Below are 25,372 nucleotides of genomic sequence, written 5' to 3' on the forward strand. Positions count from 1 at the left end.
TTAAAAAAGCAATAGATATGTTTATCAAAAATTTAACATATTTATTAACCTCTTCAAAGTTTAATCTCTTCAAAGCTTCCCCATTTTAATTGAGGAACTTAAACGATTTCCAACTTAGGTGACCGATTAAACTCTGCCCTATCAAAAATGCCTCGATAAACAGGCCTTTTCACAACCTTATTCCTTTAAACCCGTACCCAAAATACATGAATGGAGCAACTCCCCTTGACCGGTAATGACATGCTACTCTGGGACGAAACCCTGTTCAAGGACCTCTCGGTGCTTGAGCCCGACTACCTCCCTGACTATTTTCCCCACAGGGACACGCAGCTGAACGCTCTCAGGTTTGCGCTTCGGCCGGCTCTTCGGGGTATGCGCCCCTTAAACTGCCTTATGGTGGGGCCTCCGGGGACCGGAAAGACGAGCGCCGTGATGAAGGTGTTCAGGGAAGTCGAGGCCCACGCTCCCAATGTCATGCCCGTGAAGGTAAACTGCCAGATCGACTCCACGCGTTTTGCGGTGATTTCCAGGATTTACAAAAAGCTGTTCGGGATTTCTCCTCCTACCTCGGGGGTAGCTTTCCGGAAACTCTTTGAAAACGTTGTTGATTTCCTGGTCTCCTCGGAAAAAGTCCTGCTTGTAGCCCTGGACGACCTCAACTACCTCTGCTACGAAGGGCATGCAAACGAGGTCATGTATTCCCTGCTCCGGGCCCATGAACAGTATCCCGGGGTCCGGATAGGGGTTATAGGGATCGTAAACGATGCCTCGGACCTTTACCGCCTGGACGCAAGGGTCAACTCGGTTTTCCTCCCTGAGGAAATCAACTTCCCCAGGTATGGGTATGCCGAAATCCTGGACATCCTCAGGGACAGGGTAAAATATGGCTTTTACCCGAAGGTGGTTTCTGACGAGGTGCTGGAAATGGTGGTCTCATACGTGGAAAAGACCGGCGACCTGAGGGTGGGAATCGACCTCCTGAAACGTTCCGGTTTCAATGCCGAACGCAGGGGAAGCCGCACAATCTCGTCCGTTGATGTGGAAAAAGCCTATGAGGCTTCCAAACTGCTCCACCTCTGCAGGGGCATAAGCCTCCTCTCTGACCCTGAAAAACAGCTGCTCGAACTGATCGCAGGGAAAGGGGAAATCCAGGCAGGGGAACTCTACAGGTCCTTCCACGAGCTGACACAGCTCGGATATACTCGCTTTTACGGCATGGTCAACAAGCTCCAGTCCCTTAACTACGTGGATGCGGACTTTACGGGCAAGGGGCAGAGGGGCAGGACACGCATCATAAAAACAAAGTTTGAGGCTGAAGATATTCTTAACTGCCTTGAAAAAGCCTGAGCCGTAAAACAACTGTCTAATGACCTGATTAAGAAGGCTTATTTGGAGTCTGATAAAAAGAGCCCGATTAAGAGCTTAAAAGAAGGCTTAAAACAGTTTTTTTGACGTGATCTGAACGAGGATTAAACGAGATCTAAAAACAAGCCTGAAAAAGGAGAACGGAGATTCACATGGATTTCCGGGAAAAACCGGAAAAACAGGCTTTTCAGGCTTGAAATCTTTCCTGACTAAAGATTTTAAAAAAGGAGCAGTGGGAAAACTGCACCTTTTTTGGGTTTAACCAGTACTTGATTTATGATCTTATTTTTCAGGAATTTACATCATTCCTGGGGGCATTCCGCCCATTCCGCCCATTCCTGGGGGCATTCCGCCCATTTCTTCGGGGCCAGGGGCTGCACGGGTGGAGGCGATGATGTCGTCGATCCTGAGGATCATGACTGCGGACTCGGTGGCTGCGTTGATGACCTGGGTCTTGACCCTGAGGGGTTCGACCACGAAGTTCTGCCACATGTCAACGACCTTGCCTTCGTAGACGTCGAGGCCTGCGGTCTTTACACCCTTCTCGTGCTGGGAGCGCAGCTCCATGAGCATGTCGATGGGGTCGAGACCTGCGTTTTCTGCAAGGGTCCTGGGGATGACTTCGAGGGCTTCTGCGTATGCCTTTACTGCAAGCTGTTCCCTGCCTTCGAGGGTTGCTGCGTATTCCTGGAGCCTGAGTGCAACCTCAACTTCAGGGGAGCCGCCGCCTGCAACGAGCTTTTCGTCCTCGATTGCAACGCCTACAACGCGGAGGGCGTCTTCAAGGGCGCTGTCGATGCTGTCAACCACATGCTCGGTGCCGCCGCGAAGGAGGATTGTAACTGCCTTGGGGTTGTCGCAGCCTGTGACGAAGGTCATGTTGTCGCCGCCGACCCTCTTCTCTTCCACGGACTGGGCGTAGCCGAGGTCTTCGGGGGTGATCTCGTCAAGGTTGGTGATGAGCTTGCCGCCGGTTGCCCTGGCGAGCTTCTCCATGTCGCTCTTCTTGACCCTGCGCACGGCGAAGATGCCTGCCTTTGCAAGGTAGTGCTGGGCCAGGTCTTCAACACCCTTCTGGCAGAAGACTACGTTTGCCCCGCTGCCGATGACCTTCTGGACAATCTTCTTGAGCATGGCTTCTTCCTGGTCAAGGAAGGACTGGAGCTGGTCAGGAGAGGTGATTGAGATTTCGGCGTCCACTTCGGTGTCCTTGAGTTCGATTGCGGTGTTCAGGAGAGCGATTTTTGCTTCCTTGACCCTCTCGGGCATGTTGGTGTGGACCCTTTCCTTGTCTATGATCATTCCGGGGATAAGTTCGGAATCTTCGATCCTGCCGCCGACTTTCTTAACAACGTTGATGTTGTCCCTGTCAACGCTCTTCTTTCCGTTTGTGTCCACAACGCTTGTGACGGCGTCTACGGCAATTTCGGAGAGGAGTTTCTTGGAGGACTCTGCACCCTTCCCGGTCATGGCGGTTTCGGCGATGCTGACGAGCAGGTCGCGGTTGGACATTTCCACGCTCATTGCCAGGGAATTCAGGACTTCAACGGCCTTTTCGGCTGCAAGCCTGTACCCGGATGCAATGATTGTCGGGTGGATTTCCTGCTCGATTAAGTCCTCGGCTTTCTTTAAAAGTTCGCCGGCGACAACAGCTGCACTGGTGGTTCCGTCTCCCACTTCTTCGTCCTGGGTCTTGGATACTTCTACCACCATCTTTGCTGCAGGGTGTTCGATGTCCATTTCTTTGAGGATGGTTGCTCCGTCGTTGGTGATGACCACGTCGCCCATGGAGTCCACGAGCATCTTGTCCATGCCCTTGGGGCCGAGGGTGGTCCTTACAGCTTCCGCGACGGCTTTTGCAGCCATAATGTTGTTGCTCTGGGCATCCCTGCCTCTGGTTCGCTTACTTCCTTCTTTCAAAATGAATATTGGCTGTCCTGCCATGATTTAAATCCTCCATTAGTGTGAGTTTGGAATTGCTCTGGAATTAAAATCGCATTTTACATGTTTGTACTTCTATATAAACTCATCCCACTGGACGGTTCGATTTAGATGTGTTTTTTTATAAACTCCTCCGCCGGGACAGCTTGAAATAAATACATTTCTAATGCATTTCTATCTCTTCCTCGGTTCAGCTCAGCCCGGGTCAAACCGGCTCTTTGTATGCTAATATATTTTGTCATGTTTTTCTCTAAAGAAACCGGGCAAATATGGGATATTCTAATTAATATTTTTCAACTCTTTTGCTTTGAAAAATCCGGTTTGCCGTTTTTTTCTCTTTATTAGCTTTTCGATATTGCAAAACACTACCTAAAAAAAAGTTTTATATCACAATAAATATTATATTACATACGTTTTTCTTTACCCTTGTATAATTCAACAGGCAGGGCGCAGTACTGTGATAGAAAAATTAATATCTCTTGTACTCCTAATAAAATTTCGGGGGTGCGCTTATGGCAAATACTAGAGGGAAGGTGCTGGGTATAGACCTGGGTACCACTAATTCCTGCATGGCCGTAATTGAACTAGGTGAACCAAAGGTCATTACTAATTCCGAAGGAAAAAGGCTTACGCCTTCAGTTGTAGGTTTTTCAAAGAAGAATGAGTTGCTCGTGGGGGAACTTGCAAAAAGGCAGATGGTTTCAAATCCCGAGAATACTGTCCAGTCTATAAAGCGGTACATGGGGAAACCGGATTACAGAGTAACACTGAATAAAGATCAATATACGCCTCATGGGATTTCAGCAAAAATTCTTCAGAAACTTAAACATGATTCTGAGAAATATCTCGGGGACGCCGTTTCAAAAGCTGTGATCACGGTCCCGGCTTATTTTAACGATTCCCAGCGCTTTGCAACAAAAAAGGCAGGAGAGCTTGCAGGCCTGGAAGTACTGAGGGTTATAAACGAACCGACCGCAGCTGCCCTGGCCTATGGCCTGAAAGAGGGAATTGAGAACCAGAAAATTCTGGTTTACGACCTCGGCGGCGGGACCTTTGACGTCTCGATTCTAAAAATCAAAAACGGCGTTTTCGAGGTGCTGGCTACCAGCGGGGATACCCAGCTTGGGGGAGATGATTTCGACCGGAAGGTTGTCGACCATTTGCTTTCCGAATTCCAGGCAGCAGAAGGCATAGATATCTCAGGAAATCCCGAAGCAATGCAGCGCATAAGAGAAGCGGCAGAGCGCTGCAAGATTGACCTTTCCACTCTTACGACTGCAAACGTGAATCTTCCTTACATTTTTGAAAATAAGCTTCTGGATGTGGAGATTACCAGGGACCAGTTCGAAACAATGACAGAAGACCTGGTGAATAAAACCATTTCAATTATGGAAAAAGCTCTGCAGGACTCGGGGCTCTCTCCTGAGGATATCAATAAAGTCATTCTTGTGGGGGGGTCTACCAGGATCCCTGCTGTGGCAAGAGAGGTAGAGGATTTCATGGGGAAAACCCCTCTTCAAAGCATTAACCCTGATGAAGTCGTGGCAATGGGAGCCGCTGTTCAGGCAGGGATTCTCGGAAACGAGTACCTGAAAAGTTCCGGCGAGCAGCAGGTCGAGAGCGGCAATCTGGTGCTTCTTGACGTGACCCCCCTTTCCCTCGGGTTTGAAACCGTGGGGGATTCTACGGCATCCATAATTCCCAGGAACACTACGATCCCCACGAGAAACAGTAAGATCTTTACCACGCATTATGACAACCAGAGGGTCGTAAGGGGCAAGATTCTCCAGGGAGAAGACAGGGCCGCATCCAAAAATGTGCCTCTGGGGATGATTGTTCTTGACAATATCCCCCCTGCACCGAAAGGTGTCCCGCGGATAGAGGTTACTTTTGACATCGATGCCAACGGCATAATAAACGCTACGGCCAAAGACCTCGGGACCGGGATAATGCGAAGTGTCATGATCGAAAGGCCTGAAGGTCTCAACGATTAACGTTTCAACGGTAAATAAAACTGGTAAATAAAACTGGTATAAGTATGGTAAACAGGGAGTTTGGAGGGGAAAGCGGTGGACTACTATCAATTGCTGGATATTCCCAGGGTTGCAAGCCCTGAAGATATTGAGGACAGGTATCACTTACTTGCAAAGAAATATCATCCGGATATTTCTAAATCCTCTGATGCCCATGAAAAGTTCATAAAAGTCAAAGAAGCGTACGAAACTCTTAAAGACCCACAGAAAAGAAAGGCATACGACAAGTCCCTGCCTCCTGAAGAAAAGGCAACAGAAGCTTCTCTTGATCCGGAGGACCCAGAGGACTCTGCCCTGGATTCTTCCATTTCCCCGGATGCAGACCTCTCAGGCTCCAAACGTGCCTTTAAATCGACCACGATTGCCTACGTTCCTTTCAAGTCCTCCCCTAATCCAGAGCCTCCGGTCCAACCTGCTTCACCTGCCAGAGAGAAGGATGTCGACTGGTCCAAATACGTTTCTTCCGGAAAGAACCCTGCCAGGGCCAGCGTTCCTTCAGATAAACCAGATCCGAAGAGTGCCGATTGGTCCTGTGTGAAAGTTAAATATGAGGGAGTGCCAGAAGAAAGTGACGATAGCCATAACAAAAAATCCGGGCCTTCAATAGGCCACGTTTTAAGGAAAGGTTTTCTCCTCACTTTTGTCCTTACCTGTGTTCTTGCAGCCCTCGCGGTCTTTTCACCGGGTGCATTAAAAGCTATCGGGTTAGAAATTATAGTAGACTCCTTTGATAAAGTGATACTTTTAGCAAAAAGCTTGCTTTAAGTGGTGTGTCCTTTCAGGCCCGTGTATCCGGCAGCTTTGAAAGCCCCTCTTCAATTTCTTCAACTTTTTCAAATGAAATCCCTAAGGGAAGCTCGAAATCTTCATATCCGCTGTGCTTCCGCGATCCCTTGCACCCGAAAGATAAGCCAAGGCCCTGTCTTACGGCAAGGGCTGTGCAGTCTCCGCAGACGGAGGCAGCCCCCATGGTGTCCAGTACTGCCCTTTTTCCTTCCGGGTAAGCCTGGGCCTGCACGATTCTCATGGCTTTTTCGGGTTTCAGGAAAAGGATTAGCACATCAAAATTTTCCCTGTTCCAGGACAGGGGTTCGACCCTGATTGAGCAGAATTCCTTTTTAAGCCGGGGAAGGGATAGGGCTGCTTTTTCAGCAGCCTCCGGGTCCCTGTATCTCCCCGATTTCAGGTAGTATGCGGCAGGGCTCTCTTCCGAAAGGCCGAGCACGTAATTCCCTGGCGAACAGCCCTGCCCTGAGACTCTGAAAGTTTCCCCGAAACGGGCTTTGTGCACGAGTTCGCAAAAGAGCAGGCCGGATTTTTCGGGAAGGTTTCCGCTACCAAACCTGGCAGCTTCTTTTTTCCCGTTTTCTCCTTCTGCGGGTTTCCATTCTCCGTTTCCTTCTCCCGTTTCGAAGGTCACGCACACGGGTTCTCCGGCTTCCATAAGCCGGCTGAGTTCAGGATACCTTAAACCTGCGTTTTGCTCGCTCTGCATGGGACCTCTCATTCCTGTTTTTATCCTTTTTCCCGTTTTCTCACTCGAATTCGGCTTTAACCGAGGTGAAAATCGGGCCTCTGATGTCTATCTTTTTCTTTTTGCCCGTGATGTAGCGCTGGGCGGTCGGGCCTATCTTCAGGTTGACTTCCGATGGGACCTTGACGATCCTGACCCTGACGATGTGTTCGTCTGTGCCGGACATTGCGGCTTCCTCGATTTCCCGGGCAGCCTGGGCGGCAAAGGCCTCTATGAAGCGGATGCCGGCAATTGCAGAGTGGTTCTCAAAGGCTTTCTGCCACTTCTTCGTGTTCGGAATGCCCAGGATGTCCCCTCCGTAGGCAACGACCTCGTTGAAGGCTGCAGGGCCGCAGAGTTTCGTGTTTTCTTCGGGTTCGATTACGGAGACCTTCACCTTCCGCCCACAGACTTCCCCTTCCCATGCCGGGAACTCGCAGGGGCTTGGTTCGTCTCCGTGCAGTTCGCACTGGGTAACCACGGCAGCCGCAATTGCCCGCCCTTCGGGAGTTTCCGGGGTCCTGTCCACAAAGACCTGCTTTGCAAGTTCGCTGTCGGACATCTCCCACTCGCTGTACTGGGGGATCTGCGGGTAGGTCAGGGAGCGGATGTCAGGTGCGTCATGAAGGATCATGGCAAGCCTCTCGACCCCGAGCCCCAGGTTCATGACAGGGTACGGGATATCGTATTCTGCAAGGGCTGTCGGGGAGTAGATGCCGAAGGTTGCGATCTCGATCCAGCCGTCGGAGTATTTGGAGTTCGAGCCCACGAGTTTCGGGTGGAAAGCAAAGACCTCGGTCTGGGTGTCAGGCACATAGTACTTGCTGCGTTTTTCGTCAGGCCTGAAGAGGAACTTTTCAAAGCCGAACTGGGAGAGGAGCCCTTCAGAAACGGCTTTCCCGTGGTCAACGGTTACTTCCTCATCCATTATCACACAGGAAGCCGAGTAGTAGGTCATGAGCCTGGAAGCGTCTTCCTGCTGTTCCCGCCTGAAACAGCGGTCAATTGAGAAAAAGTGGAATGGAGGCTCTTTTCTCTCAAGGAGGGCGCCCAGGGAAATGAACCAGCCACTGGTCATATGGCTGCGCAGCGTCCTTGTGCCTGCCACGGGCACCAGTTCTTTAAATTCCGGGAAAACCCGGTCGATCATCTCGGCCACAAGGGCATCCGAAACCTCCAGGGCTGCGGAAATTTCAGGGACCAGGTCGTCTCCTTCAACCTTACCCTTCTTGTATGCATGGAGGACTTTCCTTATTTTGTCGATGCCTTCGTCCCCTATGTCTCCCAGGATCTCTGTTACCTGGGCGATTCTCTCATCGGAAATCCCCACATTCGGGCGGGGTAGGCCTGCCAGGTAGAAACAGCGGTCAAGGACGGCCAGGGCTTCGCTCCCGAACTGTTTGTGGACCTCTTTTTCGTCCACTATCAGGGGGTTCATCATCTCTTCAAAGCCCATGCGGAGGTAGGCTTCCCTCAGCTTCTGGATGGTATCGTAGACAGGGTGGGCTTTCCCGTATTTCAGGGTAGTCCTGGGATAGCGTTCGTTCAGGGTCGGTGTCCTGATCAGGTTTTTGCCCTCGTTCCAGGCGAGGTCAAAGTTTTCCTTTGCCTCCTTTTTTATCTTCTCTGGATCAAATCTCATGGGTATCCTCTTGTGATTGATTATCGGAACCTTTCTTGCAGTGCTTATTTATCTGCTCATTATGATGTTTGAATTATGGAAGCCTGCACTATGAAGTTTGAGTTATGAAGTTTGAATTATGGAAGTTTGAGTTATGAAGTTTGAATTATGGAAGTTTGAGTTATGAAGTTTGAATTATGGAAGTTTGAGTTATGAAGTTTGAATTATGAAATCTGAATTGTAGAAGTCTGCGTTATAAGCCTGCTTAGTGATGTGGTTTATGTGATTTATCGTGATCCCTGGCCTGTGTGTTCTTCCGTGACAGGTGCGGGTTCAAACCTGGCTTCCAGTTCCCTCATTGCGGTTTCAAGTTTCTTCTGCTGGATTGCGTTGATAACGTCCCCGCGGGTTTTTTCGATCAGGGCGCGGGACACGTCGGTCTTTCGCCTGAGCCCTCTGGTTATTGCGTCCGGGTAGTCAAAGTCCATAAGGGCAGCATGGATATTTTCCATTATCCCTAAAAACACTTCGGCTTTTCCAAGAGATTCTGCCCTTATCAGGTCCAGGACATGCCTCCTGAGTTCTCCCACAACATCTCCTAGCCCGTTAAGGTAGGCGGAATATCCTACTCCGAGGGCTTCGGGGGAAGGAAGGGTTTTTTGCTTTTCTTCCTCTTCTTCCTCAAGCAGGCTGTAAAGGACCGAAATCTCCGAATATTCCTGCTGGGCGTGTTCCACGAATCCGGCATGGTAGATGTCGGAATGCCTTCCAAACAGGGCATCTAACTTTCCAATGGCTTTTCCTGCGGCTTCGATACTGTTCTTCGCCTTTGCAAAGTCCTGCCCATGCAGGGCAAATGTTGCGGTCCGGCATTCCCTTACGATTTCCCGGGAAATTTTTAATCCCTCTTCCCGGACTCTGTCTTTCTCCTCAAAATTTTCCCTTATAGTGGCTGAAATTTCCTTGAGCATGAATTAATGACCCCCATGTGAAGTCTTTGTTCACCCTTTCCAAAGGTGTGTATATTTTCTATGAGTAATTGAGCCGCATTTTATATCAGCTGTTCCTAAAATCCTCCCAGAAATTTCCCTTCAAGTGTATTATGCCTATCGGTGGCATTTTTAGTCAGCTTTTTTCCTTCAAGGGTGGCATTCCCGGTCAGTTTTTTACTTCAAATGAGGCGTTTCCGGTTAGCTTTTTTCCGGCCGGGCTTTTACCCGTTTTTCCGAAACCTGGGCCTGGAATAAGGTTTGCAGGCATAAGCATAGCTCTTTGAACGAGCCAGAGGAAAAAGATAGAAAAAGGGAAAGGGAATCTTTCCGGGTTTTACGTTCCCGAAACTTCCTGTATTCATACCTGAAGCCAGCTTGATTTTGGGCCGCAGGACAGCAAGTGGTGTGTCCCTGCCAGTTCTTTTTTCAGAATCAGATTAAGTTGGGAGTTTTTGAACAGGAATGCCTCAAGAGACGCACTTGAAGCCTGGTTTTCGGCTCCAGGAGTTCTACTCCTTTTTTAGAGTTTACTCTTAGATAAATTCTATCTCGAATTCGATTTCGGGTTCGATTTCGGATTCAATTTCGGGTTTTTAGAGATTTAGAGAAGTAATTCATTCCTCTTGCTTTACTCGTCCACGGGAATGGTTTCGAGCTGGCTTGAGAGGTTCCATATGAGGGTTCTGGTGTGCAGGGGGAGGTTCGGGTCGTTGCTGATGTCCTCAAGAATAGAAATACTGGATGCTGCCCTGAGGAAGAGGGGCTCGGACTGGTTGTTCAGAATGTCCGTGATTTCGTTTACGGAACGCCTGATATTTCTCGGAACGGAAGAGTCGTTGGTTATGCTTTCTAAAACCTGAAGACATTGCCTTATAACTTCTGCTGGGTCAACTGATGACATTTAAATCACCTTCACAATCATTGTGATAAAATAAGAGTTAATAATTCGCTAGTAATTTAGTGCTAGTAAATTAGTGTAAGACAGGCTTGTTATATAAAATATTATCGGTGATCCCTGAAATGCCCGATATCAGGGGTTTCGCATTTTGATTCCGGGCCCGGTTTTTCCCTTTTGCGGCGGATGAAGGCAGTTTCAGGATAAAATTTCAGGATAAAAGGTAGTTTCATATACATGGAGCCAGAGGAGAAATCTTATAACATAAGTGCGAATGTGTGCAAAGAAGAAGGTAAGGCATATGGATTCCGAGAAAGATAAAAAAGTAAAACGAATCGCCCGTTTCCTGGAAATCGGGGGCACGATGCTTGCCGAACACTGCAAAGTCTGCGGAGCCCCGAAGTTTCGCTATCAGGGTACGGTAATCTGTCCCATCTGTGATGTCAGGGAAGAAGGAGAGGCAGAGGAAACTCCCGTACCTGCGGCAGAAGCCAGGGCCCCGGAAACCAGACCTTCGCCTGAGAAAGGCAGGCCCTGGTACCAGACGAAAGAAGAAGCTCCGGAAACACGGCCGAAAACCTGGTTCGAGTCAAAAACCTCAGCCGTACCCGAGGCAGAGGAAAGGGAATCTGTCCTGCAGTACGGGGAAAAAGAGCCACCGAAAACAGGTTATAAACCCGCTTATGAACCCGGGGCAGGAAAAGAAGCTCCTGAAAGCACGGCTGCGCCTGAAGGAAAGGAGCCCGCAAAAAGAAGTGTTACAGCCCGGGGGCCGGAAATTGGTGGGGACCGGGCCTTGCTGGAAGGCTTGCTCCTCAAGAAATTGATCAGCATCGCAGCTTCCGTCCAGAACGAAAAGGACCCCCGGAGGGTTGCCGAAGAGTTCGACCTGATTGATAAAGGGCTTGGCCTCATAGAGCGCCTCAGTCAGGGATAATTTCAGGTTAAATCATTTCAGGTTAAATCATTTCAGGTTAAATCATTTCAGGTTAAATCATTTCAGGTTAAATCATTTCAGGTTAAATCATTTCAGGTTAAATCATTTCAGGTTAAAGGCGGTTATTTCTTACTGAATTTCTGCCTTTTTGAACCTTTTAGAGCCTTTTAGGACCTTTATGAACCTTTTAATGGTTTTCAAGGCTTTTTTAGGCCTATCATGGCCTCTTCGGGAATCCTGGGGCAATGAAAGGATTTCCAGCGTACTTTCAGGAAGTTTCAGATGCCCTGACTACCCGGAAAGCGCTTCAAAAATAGAGACCTGGCCTCAGGATACATTCTATCCCTCTATTTGCGCTGGATCCCCCGCTCTTGCCGCATAATGGCTCTTGAATACGTTTTTTCCGGTTTGAATTAACCTTCGGGTTTCAATTCGCTTTTATACTTTTCCCCATATCCAATTCAAAATATATATGACTTTTTATAAAATTTCTTATATTGTGGTCAATAGCTCCTGATTTTTCATTACAATTCCGAGGCTCTTGCTTGGAGGAATCCTTTTTCCTGTTCTGTACCCTGTGAGATGACACACATTGTAAAAATAAGCAAACATTCCTTGTGATATTGTTTTTCTCTTCACTGTGTGAACTTTATCAAGTTTCGAGAAACTGCGGCATATGTTTGTAATTATTTATCATTACCAATGGGGCACTTTTACTCGAAATCTACCGCCGGGAGCCGGGATGATCTATCACGATTTATCATAAATTTATTTTAGGAGTCTTTATATTTATGAAAAACAGATTGTATATTGAGAGGTGATGAAAGCATGCGAGATACGTTAAAATACCTGCTTTCATATCTGTTTACCTTTGTGAGGTTGCTGGGAGGCATAATCCTTCTATTTCCTTTTGGATGGATTTTTGTTCTCCTGGGCGTGCTGCCTGAAACAAAAAATACTTTTCAGGGGCATCATCTAAAAAAAAGGCGTTGCGGCATCAAAAGGTATTGATGAGACAGGTTTTCTCGCTGGAATTCCCTTTCCGGGAATTCCTTGTTAAAAAACATTTTTTCCCGGGAGTCGCAGGCTGAGTACTGTCGTCTCAGGTTTTTTATTAGAGGATTTCCTCCTGTGTTGTGCCAGATATCCTCCTGATATTTATAACGGGTTGTTTATAACGGGTTGTTTATAACGGGTTGTTTCCGGCCTCATTCCCCCGGGGAATATTTACTTTTTAGTTTTTGATTTTCACTTTTTAGCTTTTGGTTTTTACAATTTCCTTTTATTTTTGATCTTGCCGTTGGTCTTTTCGTTGTTCATCTCTTTGATTATAGTTGATTACGTCATTTACCCCTTATATGGGCTTGCCACAATCTCCCTGATTTTTGCCGCTGTTTTTGGGCCTATGAGTTTTACCTTTTTGAGTTCTTCGATATCAGCCTTCATGATGGCTTCGACGGAACCGAAGTGCAGGAGGAGGTTCCTGGCAGCTTTGGGCCCGATATCTGAGATGGAGGAGACCAGGTATTCCTGCTGTTCGGCAAGGGTACTGGCGGATTTTTTCCCATGAGGGTTTACCTCGCGTTTGTTTTCTACCTGCTCGCGTTTTGCAAGCACCTTTAATATCGCAGCCGTTTCCTCCTCGTCCCTGGAGTAGAGGATTGAAACCCCAAAATCGATTGCAATGGATGCCAGGGTGCCGTAGATGGAATTCGGGTTTATCTGCCTGGCTGTGAAGAGGTCTCCTCCTTCAATGATAAGGAAGGGCTTTGTGTATGCTCTGGCAAGGTCTGAGAGCTGGGCAAAGAGGTTGCGTTTCCCGTCGATCAGGGAACTTGCAAAGTCATCCGTGCGTTTTCTCTCAACCGCTATTCGGTCACTGACCACATAGTCCCCCACCTCAAGGGTCTTGAAGCTGAGTTCCACTCCCAGCCTGTCGAGGAATTTTGCAACCCCGCTTTTCGTTTCCCGGTGGTCGACGACAACCCTGAGGGTCTCGCCCCCTGTTTCGCATGGAAACTCAAACTCCCCGAGAGTCTTTTGCTTTTCCGGTCCCCTTTCAGTTCCGGCTTCAGTTCCGTTTTCAAAAGCCGAGAGCCCGGATCCCTTTTTCGGGCCCAGTGCCGACTCTAAACCGTGCATGCTGTTCAGCATCTTCTTTTCTTTGTTTTTGCTGCTCCAGTAGTAGGCTTCATCCCTGGTCCCTTTTGTAACCAGTACGACGACCCGGCCCTTATGCTGCCTGCCTGTCCTGCCTTTCCTCTGGATGCTCCGGATTTCCGAGGGAATGGGCTCGTAGAAAAGCACCAGGTCGGTGGAAGGGATGTCAAGCCCTTCTTCTGCAACGGAAGTTGCTACCAGGACGTTGTACTCCCCTTCCTTGAATTTCTCTATGATTTCTACCTGCTTCTTCTGGGTGAGCCCCTTATCTTTGTATTTCGAACTCTGCCCCACAAAGCGGACCGGGAAAATTCCGGGTATTTCGGAAAGGGCATCTGTGACCATCTCCGCAGTATCCCTATAGTTAGTAAAGACGATCGCCCTTGATTCCGGGCTTTTTTCAAGCTGGACGGATACGATTTTTTGTGCAAGCCCAAGTTTCGGGTGCTCAACTCCGTTCCCGTTTTCCTTCAGGCGGTGGAGGGCTTTTCGCATGTACAGGTCTTCCATCAGCCGCTTTGCGGCTTTAGTCCCGCCTTTTGCGCAGGCTTCCTGCTCAAGCTTTTCCAGGTACTTTTGAAGGGAGAGCATCCCCTGGGTTTCGACCAGTTCTATGCCGTGATTCAGCTTCATCATCTCTGCCAGGACGGAAAGGGCGGTAAAGACAGCAGAGTCTCCCTCTCCCCTGAGTTCGGACTGAAGTTTTTTCTGGAGGGCGATCAGATCTTTTTTGGACATGTTTTGCCGGGCTGCTGCCGGAAAGCCCAGTTCCCCGAGTTTCCCTATACGGTCGTCCATGATCTTTTCAAGCAGGTCCCTGATCTCCTTCATTTCGGGGGGGAGGCTGACCTTTTCCCACTCGATTTCCTTTTCCTGCACATAGGGCTGTACGTCCCGGTCCTTCTCGGTTTTCACGGCAACGTTTTCGATGTGCAGGGCTTCGCAGACCTCTGCGATTTTCTCGTCGGAACTCCCCGGGCTTGCCGTGATTGCGAGCACGTGAGGGTTTTTTGCGGTCTCGAAGTACTTTTCCGCAATGAATGTATAGGCGTAGTTCCCGACTGCCCGGTGGGCCTCGTCAAAGGTGACGTGGCTTACGTCCTCCAGGCTGATCCGCTTTGTCAGGATGTCGTTTTCAATTACCTGCGGGGTGGACACGATGAGTTTGCCCCGGGCCCAGAGCTCTTCCCGCTCCGCAGGAGAGATGCTCCCCGTAAAAGTCAGGACCTCTTCTTCGGGAAGGGCCATTACCCTTTTAAAAAAAGCTGCGTGCTGCTCCACCAGGGGTTTTGTTGGGGAGAGGACCAGGGCTTTTCCCCCGAAACGCTGGAGCCGGGAAGCAATGACAAAGAGGGCTATGATGGTTTTCCCGAGCCCCGTCGGGAGCACTACAAGGCTTGAGCCTTCAAGGGCTTTTCCCGCCAGGTTCAGCTGGTAGAGCCTCTGCTCAACGGTATCCGGTTTTATCAGCGGGTGCCTCATGAAGGCCGGTTCGTTTGTAAAAAAACTCTCGCTCATTTTGGTCAGCGCTATTGGTTAGTTTTTCAATTCAGTGCCATCACTTAATGCCATCAATCAGTGCCATCAATCAGTGCCATCACTTAATGCCATCAATCAGTACTATCAATTAATGATATCATTTAATGATATAAAAAAAGTAATAAAAAATAAAAAGTTTGCTGCGGGCTCGGTTAAGAGCCCGGAATTTGTAGCTTCAGACTGGCTTCAGGCTGCAGCTTCAGGTTTCGGAACTGCAGGGTTCAGAAGTTGAAGGGCTTGCCTGCAGACTCGAAGCTCCTGCCCCTGTAGATGAGTTCGTAGAGCAGGTTTTCGATCCCTTCGACGGGAGCCCGGACCTGGCGCATGGAGTCGCGGTCCCTGATGGTGACGGTTTTGTCTTCAAGGGTGTCGTAGTCCACGGTGACAGAGTAAGGAGTCCCTATTTCGTCGTTTCTCCTGTAGCGGCGCCCGATGGTCCCCGAGTCGTCGTAGGCGGCAAGGAGGTTCTTTTCCCTGAGCTTTCCCACGATATCCTTTGCAGGATCTGAGAGCTCTTTTCTGGTCAGGAGCGGGAGGACTGCAACCTGCACGGGGGCAACTGCGCTGGAAAAGCGCATCACCAGGCGGGTTTCCTCTTCGGCTTCGCCCTCTGCTTCGCCCCCAGCTTCGACTGCAGGTCCCTCTTCGCCTTCTTCCCCGGAGCCTTTCAGCCCGGACTCGGCTGCCTTCTGGGCCACGTTTTCTTCTTCGAAGGCATGTTCCATGGTCCCGTAGAAGATCCTGTCAATCCCGTAGGAAGGCTCGATTACGTGGGGTACGACGTTTTCCCCGCTGACCTTGACGGTCTCTTCCGCAAATTCCACCATGTCGGAGCTGACGGTGACTTCCTCGCCGTCCACGGTCACTTTGATCTCGGCCTGCGAGAGTTCGGCCTCGGAAAGCTGCTTTAAGGCATCTGCAACAACTTTTGCCTTGCCTTTGAAGATGGGGCCAAGCTTGCCCATGTTCGGCTTTACCGTAAAGCGGGTAACCATCTTCGGCTCGTCGTATTCAACGTAGACATAGAGCTCGGTCTTGCTGACCCTGGCGTGGGCGCTCAGGTCGTAGTCCGTCCGGTCTGCGATCCCCACGATTTCGACCCAGCCGAAGCGGTCCGTTTCGATTTCGGCGTCCCAGCAGTCGATTGCGTAGTGGGCCATCTCGTCCTTAAGGTGCTGCCTGAACCTGAGCCTTGCAGGGTCGATTCCTACCTTTGTCAGGAACTCGTTGGTAAGCGCGATGTTGTACCCCAGGACCTCGTGGGCAATGACGCCTTTTTCGACTGCTTCCCGGACAGTCATCCGGACAGGCTCTCCTGCCTCCTGCGCTGCCTGGGAATAGAGCACAAGCTCCCTGCCTGCGAAGCGCTCGAAGTTGGGGTGTTTCTTGTTCCTCGGGTCAACAAAGATCTCACACTCGGCCTGGGTAAACTCCCTGAGCCTGATAACGCCCTGCCGAGGTGCAATCTCGTTCCTGTAGGACTTTCCGATCTGCACGGCCCCGAAAGGCAGCTTGTCCCTGTAGAAGCGCGAAAGCCTCTGGAAGTCCACGAACATCCCCTGCGCCGTTTCCGGCCTGAGGTAGCCCTGCCTTCCGGTCCCCGGCCCGATGGTGGTCTTGAACATCAGGTTAAACTCGTAGGCGTCGTTGAACTCTCCGCCGCATTCGGGACAGGTGATCCCCTTTTCCTTTATGACCTGCGTGAGCTGTTCCGCACTCAGGGTCCCTGCCGCATTCATAACGTTTTCTACAAGGTGGTCCGCCCGGAAAGCCTCGCCGCACTTCTTGCACTCGCACAGGGGGTCAGAAAAGCCGCCCACGTGCCCGGATGCGATAAAGACGTCCTCGATCCCTATGGTCGGGCACTCGATTTCCATATGCCCTTCCTGGATCACGTAAAACTCTCTCCAGACCTGCTCGATCCGCCTCTTTAACGTGCTCCCGAGCGGCCCGTAATCGTAAAAGCCACGGCTCCCGCCGTACAGCTCAAAAGAGTTCCACAAAAAGCCGCGGCGCTTTGCCAGCTCGAATACTTTTTCGTATTTATCCATTTTATAAGTCCTCGTGATGATTGATTGGGGGATATTGGGTAAATGTGAATTTGTCTGAAATATTAGATGGATAAAGGTTTTATCATATTAAATTTGCACTGGTTGAAGGGTGGAGGGAAGAAGGAGGATTGTGAGTAAATTACCTACTGATTTTCATTCTAAACTGATTCACCTATGTTTCTAGCTTTTTTCTTAGAAGCCGATTCCGAATGTTTCCTTCACTTCGCAGAGCCCTGGGCTCTCACCGGTCGTGCAAGCACGACCGGCCTTTTCATAAAGATTTATAGACAAGATGGAGAAATTTGACTGCTTCAATTCTCGTTCCAGATGATGATCGATCAAATTTAGCATCAATATTTCAGAATCTCTACTGAATGAATTTCTTGATTCAATAGATAGATTTAAAAAAATTAATATGTAATCTAGATACGTGCTGATAAGATCCTTGAAATTGATTTTTTGTGCATTTACGTTAGTGATACTTATTTGCTCTTTTCCAATAGTTAGTGGAGCAGTTGAATACAAGGAAGTCAAAGCTGAAGACATTCTTAAGCAAATAGAGAATCGAGATGATGTATGTCTTGAAAATTGTCGTATAATCGGAGAGCTCAATTTAAGTAAAATAGAACTTGAAACCGTTCCTAATCCAAAGTATCACGAATTATCTGAATACGGGTTCAGCGAAAAAGAATTGGATTATTATGGAGTGAATAAAGATTTAAAAGTTGTTGAAAGCCATATCGAAATCAAAAATTCAATTTTTGAAAATGATCTTGATTTCTCAAATTCACTATTTAAAAAATTCCTGATTATAGTTGAAGTAAATTTCTCATCCTCAGCTAATTTTTCATGTGTATATTTTGGTGATTCTGCAACCTTTGATCATGTGATTTTTGGCGGTTCAGCTTACTTCGACCATTCTACTTTTGGTGATAGAGCCCTCTTCTCTGGTTCCACTTTTGGTGATTCTGCTAACTTTGGATATTCTACCTTTGGTGATTCTGCTACTTTTAATCGCGTGATTTTTGGTGATTCTACCAGCTTTGATCATTCCTACTTTGGTGATTCTGCCAATTTCTTTGGTTCTACCTTTGGTGATTTTTTCTGTTTTCAATGTTCAACCTTTGGTGATTCTGCTAACTTCTCTAGTTCTACTTTTGGCGATAGAGCTTTGTTCTCTGGTTCTACCTTTGGCGATCATGCCTATTTCTGGAATTCTACCTTTATTGATTCAGCTGGTTTCCTTGATTCTAAATTTGGTCACTCAGCTGATTTTGGTGATTCTACCTTTGGTGACTCAGCCAACTTTGGCAATTCTATTTTTGGTCACTCAGCTGATTTTGGTGATTCTACCTTTGGTGACTTTGCCAACTTTGGTGATTCCACTTTTGGTGACTTTGCCAACTTCTTTCTTTCCATCTTTGGTGATTTAGCCGACTTCCGAAATTCTACCTTTGGTGACTCAACCAGCTTTAGGGGTTCTACTTTTGGCGATTCAGCCACCTTTTGGAATACCACCTTTGGCGATAGTGCCTACTTTGAATATTCCACCTTTGGCAATTCAGCCACCTTTTTGGATTCTACTTTTGGCAATAATGCCTACTTTGAATGTTCTAACTTTGGAAGTACTGCCTCCTTCAATGGAGCGAATTTTAGTAATATTTCCAACTTTGAAAGGGTAAATTTTGCTGGCACTGTTGACTTCTCAGATGCTATATTTAAAAAAGTTTCATTAAGTGATTCTGACTACAGAGAACTGGATGTTAATTGGTTTTCTCTTAAAGATTCTCTTGTTTATGATGGCCCAACATATGTAAAACTAATAAGGAATTTCAGGAATCTTGCACAATTAGATTATGCAGATGACGCTCTTTACCAATATCATGTGGAAAGAAGAAAAAATGAAGATCTGAATGTTTCTACTATATTTTTTGACATCTTTATGCAGTACACCTGTGAGTATGGCACGAGGCCGGAATTAACAATTATTTGGTGGATAAGGGTAGTCTTAATTTTTACATTTTTTTACTATCTCATGAATGCTATCTCCAAACCTGCTGATTATCTTGATGGACATCAAAAGGCATCTCTCACTGATGCTTTATTTTTTAGTATGAGTGCTTTTCTAACAATGAGCTATAAGGAATGGATTCCAAAGGAACGTTATCGGTTGTTTCCTTTAATCGAGGGATTTTTAGGCTGGTTGTTACTTACAATTTTTGTGGTCACATTAACGAATGTGACTTTCAGACCATAATATCAGTAGTTTGGATAATTTTAAGCCAATAGACATCAAAGAATAACCAATGCAAAACCTGAAACTCAAAATCGAACTCACAACCAAATCCCTAACCTTCTTCCGCGAAATCCTCTCCGAACCCTCCTCCCCAATCATCCGCGACGCCACCCTGCTCAGATTCCAGCGCAGCGCCGAAACCTTCTGCAGCCTCCTGAAGACTACCTCTGCGTCCATGAGGGATTTTTCTGCGAGTTGTCCAGGCACTTTTCAGGTGCATTCTTAGCTGGACTTGAAGTTGTTTGAGACTAACATTAAATTCAAGTATTGAAAACCCTTAAATGAATAATAGATGAGCATTCTTTCCCCTATCTATCAAAAGAGCATTCAGGACCTGAAATCCCTTGTTTTTGAAACTTTGAAAGAGGAAAATGCCACTGTCATACTTTTCGGTTCCAGAGCTAGGGGGGATTTTAGTCGGGTTTCGGATATAGACATTGGGGTCCTTCCAGGGAAAAATTTTGATCGGAGAAAATTGGTTTTTTTAAAAGAAAGGATTGAAGACCTCAATATCCCCTATACAGTTGATGTTGTGGACCTTTCCAGGGTTTCGGAAGTTTTTAAAGACAAAGCACTAAGAGAAGGGGTCATATGGAAACCTTAAAGCTCAGGATCGAATCCGCCGAAAAAGCACTCAAAACTTTAAAAGCTATCACAGAAGAGCCTTATTCGGTAATAGTCCGGGATGCGGCTATCCAGAGGTTTGAATATACTTCTGAGGTCTTCTGGAAAGTCGTTAAGGGCTACCTTGATGTTCAGGAAGGGATCATCTGTAATTCTCCCAAGTCCTGTTTTAAGGAAGCTTTCAAGGTCGGGCTTCTTTCGGAAGAGGAAACTGTCAAAATCCTTGAGATGGTGGATGACAGGAATCTCACATCTCACACCTACCATGAGGAAGTAGCGGAAGAAATCTATCGCAAAATACGGGATTACTGGGAACTGATGGATAGGGTCTGCCGGCGGGTTGTCGAAAGGTTGGGAGCAGAAGGTTAAAAGTTCCTTTTATAGTTCTTTTTTTGGAGTGCTTTTTTTGAACGTTTCGCTGGTTTGCTCCTGGCGCACGCCGGCGAAATATAATAATAAAGTTGTAAAATTAGGGCAAATTTGCCCGGATTTTACCTTTACTCAGGTCATGATAGGGAGTTTTTGCTTCCTGTTTTCCATTTTGCTTTCAATAACAGTGCAATCCCCAAAACAGTAAGAATTAGCATCTGCCAGTTTTGTGAAAGTGGGCCTAAACCGACAGATCCTTCAAGGGTATCACGGACTTCATCAAATGCGGCGTGATACACGGTCGCTACAGCTAAACTTTGCGTGCTTGACCAGATGTAGGCAAATACAACTGCGTGCATAATTGTCGGTATTAAACTGATAAGCAAAACAAGGGGTACTGAAACAAGAGGATTGCCTGTCATTTGCATTCCCATCACAACTAAAACCGGCAGGTGCCAGACCCAGGTGATAAAGCCATGCAAAAGTAGTGCGTGGCGGGTACTGTATCGCGCAAATAAGCGGGGCAGTAAATATCCGCGCCAACCGAACTCTTCCCCAAAAGCCGGAATAAGCGTGATTGTAAAGCTAAGTAAAAACTCAGCCAGAATGGTTGTGGGGCTTACGTCTTGAGGAGCTTGATAAATTCCCAACATCTGTTCAATAACTCTCGGGAAAACCCACAAAAATAATGCCAGTCCGAAAGCGTATACATAATGCCTGGGTCTGCCCCATTGCCAGCCGGCATTTTCAAACCCATCCCTGAATACAAACTTGCCGGCAATATAACTGCCGACAGCAACCATGATCATTGATACTAAAAGGAGGGGTTTGAAGGCTTCCCCTAAAAATGGGTAGGCGATCTGAAAAGGCCATGAAAGCGCAATGATAATTAGCAAATAGGCTTTTAGTGAAAAGGGACGATCACGGATTCCGTTTTTCATGAAAATAATGTTTTAATTATTGATAAATACTTTTTGAAAGCTCGGTGTCTGCTGGCAGTTCTCCGGAAACCTTTTTCTATTTGCTTTTCAGTGCCTGCGCTCTCAACGGGGGCCCGTCCACATATAAAATATAAATGACCAAATTTTAAAATTGTAGTCCTCTTGAGGGAGCGTAGCGAGCGAAAAGGACCGCGTACTGCAGAGCCGCAACTCTGCTGACGAAGGAGGCCGGCCTTTTCCATGAAGTATATTGTGGTGACCAAAAAGTATGCCCTGATGACTGAACATGTATATTTTGATGACTAAAATGTATATCCCAATGACTGAAAGTCTAAATTTCAATACCCAAAAAGAGTGTCTGGATGACTGTGGAAGAAGAGTTCAGAAAAATATGTAAGGCTAATTTTGGAATCTGTCCACTGGTTCATAGTTCCGGAAGTTGCCGTTGAGTTCTTTTTGTTGCCGTTGAGTTCTTTTCTTTTGCTTTTTCAGGTTTTTTCCTGCTCTGGCCGCGCTGAGGCGCGGGGAAAATACATGTTTGAGACGGCTATTTAACGCTGCTCTGTTTCTCTCTTCTCTATTGGTATGCTCTTCCGGCCTTTATTCACCTGTCATGTTTTGTTATTGATATTCTGGTTTTTCTTTTTTGCAGGGTATGTTGGGCTGCATATCTGGATGCCAGCACATTATTAAATATATCATATATAAATTGTTTATATAATGCCAAAATTTATTAATACCATAGGGAAGTAAGCTAGCGGTCGTGGGTGGAGAGAAGGACATTTTCGAAGGGAAAATGTTTGTTTGAAGTCTGAAATATGTTGGGAATAAAATTTGCCAATATACCAGTATTACCAATGGGGGTTGGTAAAAATGATTATTAAAAGTTTAAAAGAAATCGTGAGAATTGTCATAAAGGAACGGAGTTTAAATTCGGAAGCTATCGTGGAAGTTGTTGATTTGCTCCACAGCATAGAGTTTCTGGCAATAAAGGTACTCATGTTTGCATTGAGCCTCTACCACCTTTATGTGTACACGGTTAAAACTATCCACTTTTAAGACTATCCACCTCCCTTAAATCTCTTTATTTGGTTTTTTACGAGAGGAAATTGATATTCTAAATGGAGTGTTTAAATGATGTGCTAAATGGAATGCTTATAGATGCAGCAGGCCGGATACATGCGATTAAAAGGAGGGCCCGATGGGGAACCTGATTACGGAGAACCTGCTGCTTATATCACTACTGAAATTTTGAATTTATTTAAGTTAAAAATAAGTTAAAAAGGATTCAGGGTTCAGCAAATGCCAAACAAACAGCCCTGAAATTTTGAATTTCTTTTTCCTTTTCCTTTTGCTTTGTCCTTGTCATTTTCCACCCTGTATTTATCGCGGTGTTTCATTCAGATCGGGACAATAGTCTTTCCGTATGCGTCATTCAGGACTATTCCCAGAGCAGTGTACAGGGCTGCAAGGCCCATTAACTAACCGTTGATTCTTCTGTTCGGAGTTTCAGGTTTATTCCCACCCCCACGGGATACCCTTTAATTATTAGATGTATATCTCTAGATATATTATTTTTATTTATATAAAATTACCAATATGACACCAATCTCTCCGCGTTTTCGTTTTCTGGAATTCTCCATTAATTTTAAATCATCAGGATACTTATGGGAAAGCTAATGGCCCCAAAAATTCTTGTTACCAATGACGACGGTGTTTATTCCACAGGCCTGAAAGCTGCCTATGACAGCGTTTCGGACCTCGGGGAAGTTACCATTTCGGCTCCGGCTGTCCAGCAGAGCGGGGTCGGGCGTGCAATTTCTATCTTTGAACCCCTCCGGATCACGAAAACTGATGTAGGAGGCATACCTGCCTATGCGGTGGGGGGGACTCCCACAGACTCGGTTATCCTCGGCATCTTTACCATCCTCAAGCAGATGCCGGACCTGGTGCTCTCGGGCTTCAACATCGGAGAGAACATAAGCACGGACACGATCACCACCTCCGGGACCATCGGAGGGGCGCTGGAAGCTGCAAGCTACGGTGTGCCGGCAATTGCCGCCTCCATGCAGGTGCTTGACGAGGGGCAGAAGTTCGATGACCCTCGGGACTACCACAGGGAGCGTTTCGAAGCCGGGATAAAGGTCGTAAACCGGATAGCAAGAAACGTCCTGAAACACGGCATGCCCGAAAACGTGGACCTCCTGAACATCAACATCCCCTACCACGCCGAAGAGGACACCCCAATAGAGGTCACGCACCTTGCCAGGAAGGTCTTCAAGACCGATGTGGAAGAGCGGCACGACCCCAGGGGCAGGGCTTACTACTGGATCGCCGGGGACCTGATCCGGGAAGAAGCCGAAGGGACCGATGTACACGCCCTGATGCAGAAAGGGCATGTTTCGATAACCCCAATCTCCCTTGACTCCACAGCCAGGATCGAGTTTTCCGAGATCGAAAAGTATTTCTGATCCGGAAATAGCCAGAAATGGCTCTGATTTCAAAATATCTCTGATTTCAAAATATCTCTGATTTCAAAATATCTCTGATTTCAAAATATCTCTGATTTCAAAATATCTCTGATTTCAAAATATCTCTGATTTCAAAATATCTCTGAGCCAGAAATATTTCCTGGCTCCAGATAGCTGTTTTTAAAAAGAAAAAGCCCACTAACAGGCACTAATCTAAGGCATGGAATCTAAGGCATGAGTTCTGCGGGTATGCCTCTTCAGGAATTCCCCCCGGACCTGAGGGAGTGCCCGAGAAGTTTCATTTTCTTGAAATCCAGTTCCGCCCTTTCAAGTTCTTCTGCAACTGAGGTTTCGACTATGTCCATAAGGGCTGCATGGGGCACTTTCGTTACTCCGGAAAGCAGTTTCAGTTTTGCAGGCATACCTCCTCTTTCAGGGAGGATTTCAAGCTGAGGGGATTCAGAAGCCGAGGTCACGCTTCCTTTGACACCCCCATCCTTCGTTTTCAGGGAGACCTTTATGTGACCTATGAAGTCGGGGTTGATCCTTGCAACCTTTGATCTCACGGACTCAAGAACAGCTTCTGCAACCTGCACAGCCTTTTTTGAATCCAGCTCCGAGAGGATGTCAAGTTTGAGGGAATAAGAAGCTACTTCGGAAATTTCAATGGAGTTTTGCTCTTCAGTCTTTTCCCTTTCTCTTCCTTCTCTCTCCCTTCCTTCTCTCTCCCTTCCTTCTCTCTCCCTTCCTTCTCTCTCCCTTCCTTCTCTCTCCCTTCCTTCTCTCTCCCTTCCTTCGATTTCAAGTTCCTGAAGCAGGGTTTCGAGCTTTCCTTCGTGTTTGGCCGAGAACTTGAGGATTCTGGCTTCAGGATTCAATTCCTTCAGGGCTTTTTCCGCCGAAAGGACCTTTCCTATGCTGACGGCATCCGTCTTGTTGATGCAGAGAACTTCAGCTTCCGAGACCTGGATTTCCATGAAACGGGGAATTTCCTGCTGCCCGAGTTCAAACCTCGAGGGGTCCACAACGGTCACAACCGGGGCAAAAGAAAGGGGGGAAATCTCCAGGGAAGATATGTCGTCCCTGATCTGTTTCGGGAAAGCAATTCCCGTGGGCTCGATCAGCACAACATCCGGTTCGTACTCCTCGGCTAGGGTCATAAGCGTAATCCGCATGCTTATTTTCAGGGTACAGCAGATGCAGCCGCTGGTAAGTTCTTTTGTGGTGATTCCTGCCATGGAAAGGGTATCCCCGTCCAGCCCTATTTCCCCTATCTCGTTTACGATGATTGCTACTTTTTTGCCCTGTTCGCTCAGGTATTTCCCCAGGTTTAAAATTGTGGTTGTTTTTCCGCTTCCAAGGAAGCCTCCGATTATTGCTATTCTCATCAGCTAAGCCTGCCGCATGTTTTCATTGTTTTTCCATTATTTTTGTGAATTTTAACTATCAATGCCTTATTATTGTGAACTACCCCTCCCTGCCTCCTTCGGAGTCGATGAAGGGGCTTCCTTCGAGTACTCGAATCATCCAGGTATTGGCTCTAAGAACTCAATACCCATCTTCAAGCCTGTTTGTCGAAGATTATCGGCAAAAAACCGATAGCCTGTCCACAAGGCATTCTGTG

Annotated in this window: 20 protein-coding genes; 10 read left to right on the plus strand and 10 right to left on the minus strand. The window is 47.3% G+C overall.

Going from position 1 to position 25,372, the window contains the following annotated elements; genetic code table 11:
* Positions 1-225 precede the first annotated feature (225 nt).
* Positions 226-1,347 carry an ORC1-type DNA replication protein gene (locus FTO70_RS10315; protein WP_255335673.1) on the plus strand — a complete coding sequence of 374 codons (1,122 nt, stop codon included), beginning with the start codon at positions 226-228 and terminating at the stop codon, positions 1,345-1,347.
* Between the two features lie 315 nt (positions 1,348-1,662).
* On the opposite strand, the gene thsB is transcribed toward FTO70_RS10315, so the two are convergent.
* Positions 1,663-3,309: a thermosome subunit beta gene (gene thsB / locus FTO70_RS10320; protein ID WP_255335674.1), complete on the minus strand. Its 1,647-nt coding sequence runs from the start codon at positions 3,307-3,309 to the stop codon at positions 1,663-1,665.
* A gap of 509 nt (positions 3,310-3,818) precedes the next feature.
* On the opposite strand from thsB, the gene dnaK reads away from it, so the two are divergent.
* Positions 3,819-5,300: a molecular chaperone DnaK gene (gene dnaK / locus FTO70_RS10325; RefSeq protein WP_369694360.1), complete on the plus strand. Its 1,482-nt coding sequence runs from the start codon at positions 3,819-3,821 to the stop codon at positions 5,298-5,300.
* 75 nt (positions 5,301-5,375) lie between these two features.
* Positions 5,376-6,104 (plus strand): DnaJ domain-containing protein, encoded by a 729-nt coding sequence (locus FTO70_RS10330; protein ID WP_255335675.1) that lies wholly within the window; start codon positions 5,376-5,378, stop codon positions 6,102-6,104.
* Positions 6,105-6,117: 13 nt separating this feature from the next.
* Here FTO70_RS10330 and FTO70_RS10335 read toward each other — a convergent pair whose 3' ends face one another.
* The 4 genes from FTO70_RS10335 to FTO70_RS10350 all read right to left on the minus strand — a co-directional run bounded on the left by FTO70_RS10335 (position 6,118) and on the right by FTO70_RS10350 (position 10,366).
* Entirely contained in the window at positions 6,118-6,834 is a 717-nt protein-coding gene (locus FTO70_RS10335) for a DUF169 domain-containing protein (protein ID WP_255335676.1), read from the minus strand.
* 40 nt (positions 6,835-6,874) lie between these two features.
* A complete protein-coding gene (gene sepS / locus FTO70_RS10340; RefSeq protein ID WP_255335677.1) occupies positions 6,875-8,494 on the minus strand; it encodes an O-phosphoserine--tRNA ligase in 1,620 nt (539 codons plus the stop codon).
* Positions 8,495-8,760: 266 nt separating this feature from the next.
* Positions 8,761-9,444: a haloacid dehalogenase gene (locus FTO70_RS10345; RefSeq protein WP_255335678.1), complete on the minus strand. Its 684-nt coding sequence runs from the start codon at positions 9,442-9,444 to the stop codon at positions 8,761-8,763.
* Positions 9,445-10,093: 649 nt separating this feature from the next.
* Positions 10,094-10,366: a UPF0147 family protein gene (locus FTO70_RS10350; protein ID WP_255335679.1), complete on the minus strand. Its 273-nt coding sequence runs from the start codon at positions 10,364-10,366 to the stop codon at positions 10,094-10,096.
* Positions 10,367-10,661: 295 nt separating this feature from the next.
* Here FTO70_RS10350 and FTO70_RS10355 point away from each other — a divergent pair, with 295 nt between their 5' ends.
* Positions 10,662-11,297, plus strand: coding sequence for an Sjogren's syndrome/scleroderma autoantigen 1 family protein (locus tag FTO70_RS10355; RefSeq protein ID WP_255335680.1), 636 nt, complete (start codon positions 10,662-10,664; stop codon positions 11,295-11,297).
* A gap of 1,347 nt (positions 11,298-12,644) precedes the next feature.
* Here the strand turns inward: FTO70_RS10355 and FTO70_RS10360 are convergent.
* Positions 12,645-14,975, minus strand: a complete 2,331-nt coding sequence (locus tag FTO70_RS10360) for a DEAD/DEAH box helicase (RefSeq protein WP_255335681.1) — start codon at positions 14,973-14,975, stop codon at positions 12,645-12,647.
* A 73-nt stretch (positions 14,976-15,048) separates the two neighbouring features.
* Here FTO70_RS10360 and FTO70_RS10365 point away from each other — a divergent pair, with 73 nt between their 5' ends.
* Positions 15,049-15,228: a hypothetical protein gene (locus FTO70_RS10365; RefSeq protein WP_255335682.1), complete on the plus strand. Its 180-nt coding sequence runs from the start codon at positions 15,049-15,051 to the stop codon at positions 15,226-15,228.
* On the opposite strand, the gene glyS is transcribed toward FTO70_RS10365, so the two are convergent.
* Complete coding sequence (gene glyS / locus FTO70_RS10370) at positions 15,218-17,047, minus strand: glycine--tRNA ligase (RefSeq protein WP_255335683.1); 1,830 nt, start codon at positions 17,045-17,047, stop codon at positions 15,218-15,220. The two genes, FTO70_RS10365 and glyS, sit on opposite strands and share 11 nt — an antisense overlap.
* A gap of 445 nt (positions 17,048-17,492) precedes the next feature.
* On the opposite strand from glyS, the gene FTO70_RS10375 reads away from it, so the two are divergent.
* A complete protein-coding gene (locus tag FTO70_RS10375; RefSeq protein WP_255335684.1) occupies positions 17,493-19,304 on the plus strand; it encodes a pentapeptide repeat-containing protein in 1,812 nt (603 codons plus the stop codon).
* A gap of 91 nt (positions 19,305-19,395) precedes the next feature.
* On the opposite strand, the gene FTO70_RS10380 is transcribed toward FTO70_RS10375, so the two are convergent.
* On the minus strand, positions 19,396-19,563 hold the full coding sequence (locus tag FTO70_RS10380) for a hypothetical protein (RefSeq protein ID WP_255335685.1): 168 nt from the start codon (positions 19,561-19,563) through the stop codon (positions 19,396-19,398).
* A gap of 138 nt (positions 19,564-19,701) precedes the next feature.
* Here FTO70_RS10380 and FTO70_RS10385 point away from each other — a divergent pair, with 138 nt between their 5' ends.
* Positions 19,702-19,947, plus strand: a complete 246-nt coding sequence (locus tag FTO70_RS10385) for a nucleotidyltransferase family protein (RefSeq protein WP_255335686.1) — start codon at positions 19,702-19,704, stop codon at positions 19,945-19,947.
* Positions 19,935-20,336, plus strand: a complete 402-nt coding sequence (locus FTO70_RS10390; RefSeq protein WP_255335687.1) for an HI0074 family nucleotidyltransferase substrate-binding subunit — start codon at positions 19,935-19,937, stop codon at positions 20,334-20,336. The genes FTO70_RS10385 and FTO70_RS10390 overlap by 13 nt, the downstream gene beginning before the upstream one ends.
* Before the next feature lie 137 nt (positions 20,337-20,473).
* Here the strand turns inward: FTO70_RS10390 and FTO70_RS10395 are convergent, their stop codons facing one another.
* Positions 20,474-21,277, minus strand: coding sequence for a CPBP family intramembrane glutamic endopeptidase (locus FTO70_RS10395; protein WP_255335688.1), 804 nt, complete (start codon positions 21,275-21,277; stop codon positions 20,474-20,476).
* 873 nt (positions 21,278-22,150) lie between these two features.
* On the opposite strand from FTO70_RS10395, the gene FTO70_RS10400 reads away from it, so the two are divergent.
* Positions 22,151-22,336, plus strand: a complete 186-nt coding sequence (locus tag FTO70_RS10400) for a hypothetical protein (protein WP_255335689.1) — start codon at positions 22,151-22,153, stop codon at positions 22,334-22,336.
* Positions 22,337-22,944: 608 nt separating this feature from the next.
* Positions 22,945-23,748, plus strand: a complete 804-nt coding sequence (gene surE / locus FTO70_RS10405) for a 5'/3'-nucleotidase SurE (protein ID WP_255335690.1) — start codon at positions 22,945-22,947, stop codon at positions 23,746-23,748.
* 257 nt (positions 23,749-24,005) lie between these two features.
* On the opposite strand, the gene FTO70_RS10410 is transcribed toward surE, so the two are convergent.
* Positions 24,006-25,136 carry a GTP-binding protein gene (locus tag FTO70_RS10410; RefSeq protein WP_255335691.1) on the minus strand — a complete coding sequence of 377 codons (1,131 nt, stop codon included), beginning with the start codon at positions 25,134-25,136 and terminating at the stop codon, positions 24,006-24,008.
* Positions 25,137-25,372: the final 236 nt, after the last annotated feature.

Source organism: Methanosarcina sp. KYL-1 (assembly GCF_024372725.1).
GTDB lineage: Archaea > Halobacteriota > Methanosarcinia > Methanosarcinales > Methanosarcinaceae > Methanosarcina.